This window comes from Saccharomonospora iraqiensis subsp. iraqiensis (assembly GCF_000430445.1).
Classification (GTDB): Bacteria; Actinomycetota; Actinomycetes; order Mycobacteriales; family Pseudonocardiaceae; genus Saccharomonospora; species Saccharomonospora iraqiensis.
This window is the reverse complement of the sequence record NZ_KE387061.1, coordinates 2252-4888: the sequence shown is the minus strand read 5'-3', so window position 1 is coordinate 4888 and position 2637 is coordinate 2252. Positions and strand designations below refer to the sequence as shown.

Annotated in this window: 3 protein-coding genes; all 3 read right to left on the bottom strand. The window is 73.7% G+C overall.

Features of this window, described 5'->3' with window-relative positions; genetic code table 11:
* The coding region (locus ACTIR_RS21810; RefSeq protein WP_034238475.1) for a glycosyltransferase family 4 protein at positions 1-1116 on the bottom strand (1116 nt) is incomplete at its 3' end.
* 390 nt (positions 1117-1506) lie between these two features.
* Positions 1507-2130, bottom strand: coding sequence for a hypothetical protein (locus tag ACTIR_RS0105065; RefSeq protein ID WP_233345826.1), 624 nt, complete (start codon positions 2128-2130; stop codon positions 1507-1509).
* A partial coding sequence (locus ACTIR_RS0105060) for a hypothetical protein (protein WP_026453464.1) occupies positions 2127-2637 on the bottom strand: 511 nt, incomplete at its 5' end. The genes ACTIR_RS0105065 and ACTIR_RS0105060, both read right to left, overlap by 4 nt.

The window sequence follows — 2637 nt, the reverse complement described above, 5'->3', positions numbered from 1 at the left end:
CAGCGCGGGGTCGTCGAGCACCGCCCCGAGCCGGTGGGCCAGGGCCTCGGCGTCGCCGGGCGGCACGAGGTAACCACATCCGCCGTCCGGGCCGACCACCTCGGGCAGCGCGCCCGCGCGGCTGACCACCAGCGGGGTCCCGCACGACATCGCCTCGACGGTGGGCAGCGAGAAACCCTCGTACAACGACGGCACGCACGCCACCTCGGCCGAGGCGAGCAGGCCGGCCAGTTCGGTGTCGTCGATCCCGCTCACCGTGTTCACCGCGTCGGCGATCCCCAGTTCGTCGATGAGCTTCTCGGTCGGGCCGCCCTCGGCGAGGCGGGACACGAGCGTGAGGTGCACGTCGCGTTCCGTCCGCAGTTTCGCGACCGCCTCCAACAGGTGCCGTACCCCCTTCAGCGGGACGTCCGCGCTGGCCACGGCCACGATGCGGCCGGGTGTGCGGGGGGCGTCCGGCGGCCGGAACAGGTCGGTGTCCACCCCCAGCGGGACGGTGGTGATCCGGTCCGCCGACACCCGGAAGTCCTCGGCGATGTCGTCGGCCGACGCCCGGGAGACGGTGATCAGCTCGGGGATACGCCGGGCGACCCTGGCCTGCATCCGGACGAAGCCGTACCACCGGCGCATCGCGGGTCGGCGCCACCAGGGCGCCGCGGCGAGGTCGGCCACCCGGTCCCGGGTGATCGGGTGGTGCACCGTGGCCACCAGCGGGATCCCGGCGCGCCGCACCGACAGCAGGCCGTAGCCGAGGCACTGGTTGTCGTGGACCACGTCGAACTCGTGGGCGCGCTGCCGCAGCAGCCGCGCGGCCCGCACGCTGAACGTCAGCGGCTCGGGGAAGCCGGCCGTCCACATCGTCGCCACCTCGGCGACGTCCAGCCAGTCCCGGATCTCGGCCGGGCGCGGTGTGCGGAACGGGTCCGGTTCGCGATAGAGGTCCAGACTGGGTACCTCGGTCAGCGACACGGGCGGGTCGAGCTCCGGGTAGGGCTGTCCGGAGAAGACCTCCACCTCGTGGCCGAGCTCGGCGAGGCCGCGGCTGAGCTGCCGCACGTAGACACCCTGGCCACCGCTGTGCGGCTTGCTCCGATAGGAGAGCAGCGCGATTCGCAACGAAACTACCTCTCGTCCGGCGTGGGCCGCGGTCCGGGTGATTCACACCCGGAGCCGGAGATCTCACCCGCCCGGCCGCCACCACGGAAAACCGGGCGGTGGAGCGGAATTCGATTCTTCCGGCCCATGGCAGAATCGCTCCTTCGGGGAGAGTGAGATCGCCGCAAGACTAGAATTGAGTTCAACCGGAACACAAGGACGCGACCCCCATTCCGGGGATGATGTGACGAAAGACTCCGAATTCGCCGCGCCCCGGAAAAGCCGCCGCGGCGCCGCCCGGGACGACCTCCCGGTCCGGGCCGGCGTGCCGGATCGGACCTCCCCTGCGACCCCCGGCGACCATCACCGGCCCGGACCACCGCAGGCTGCGGACCGCGCGCGGCCGGTCGGTCACACGGTCCGCATCCGGGCGATCCGCCACGCGCCGTCGATCCTGCGCAGCTCCAGCTCCAGGCAGGCGGTTCCCGACTCACCGGCTCCGCCGTCGGCCGAAATGGTCTGCTGGTCGACGAACACGAGCACCCGCGCACGCGCGTCGTCCAGCGCACGCACCCCCACCTCGCGCACCGTGGTGGAGCGCACCGTCTCCTCCCCGTCCGCGCGGGCCGCCACCTTGTCGAAAGTGGACCGGTACTGCTCGGCCGCCCTCCCCACGAGCGACTCCTCGGCGACCCGCTCGGTCCGGGCGAGGTCGCGGTGACTGTAGGACAGCAGCCCCTGCACCATCGCCGTGGTCTCCTCGACCACCGCCGTCGTCGCCGCCGGATCGGCGAAGGCCGCGTTGCCCCCGCTCAGGCGTCGTTCCTCGACGGCGAACCACGCGGCCGCCGCACCCGCGAGCACCGTCACCGCCGTGAGCACGGCCAACCACGTCGCCGACCGGGACGGCCCACTCCGGTCGGCCCCTCCCCGGGCCACGGTGCGCGTGTCCCCGGACGGAGCCCCTCCCGCCCCGTCCCCTGCCGGGCGACCGGGGCCCGCGGGGTCCGTGTCCGGCGTGTCCTCGGTGGTCATCGCGCCTCCTGTACCGAGGCGACCTTCCAGCCGTCCCCGGTCCGGCTCAGCTCCGCCACGAGCACGTTCCGGCGCGCACGCGGCCCGTCGGACCCGGATTCGAGATCGATCTCCACCACCGCGAGCATCCGCGCCGTGCCCGCGTCGACGTCGAGGTGGGACAGGGCCGCACCGGCCACCGACGCCTCCGCCGTGGTCCCGCTGCGTTCGACGTCGGCGATCTCGTCGCCGCGGCCCTTCCGGAAACGCTCGGCGAGGTCCCCCGTGGTCACGTCGATCCAGGTGTCCACCGACCGCCCGGCCCGGGTGTGGTCGACGGTGTGCAGGGTGTCCAGGGCCGCCGTCCCGGCGTCGAGGGCGGCCTCCCGGGCCGACGCGCGCCCGGCGTACTCGCTCCGGGCGGTGGAGAACCACGAGTGGCCGAACCACGCGCAGCACACCAGGGCGAGCACGGCCGTCGCCGTCAGCGCGGTCCGTGCCCTCCGTGCGCGGCGTGCCCCGGTGGTC

Coding starts and splice junctions, on each gene's coding strand:
- ACTIR_RS0105065 (WP_233345826.1), bottom strand. CDS start 2,130: ATGACCACCGAGGACACGCCGGACACGGACCCCGCGGGCCCCGGTCGC.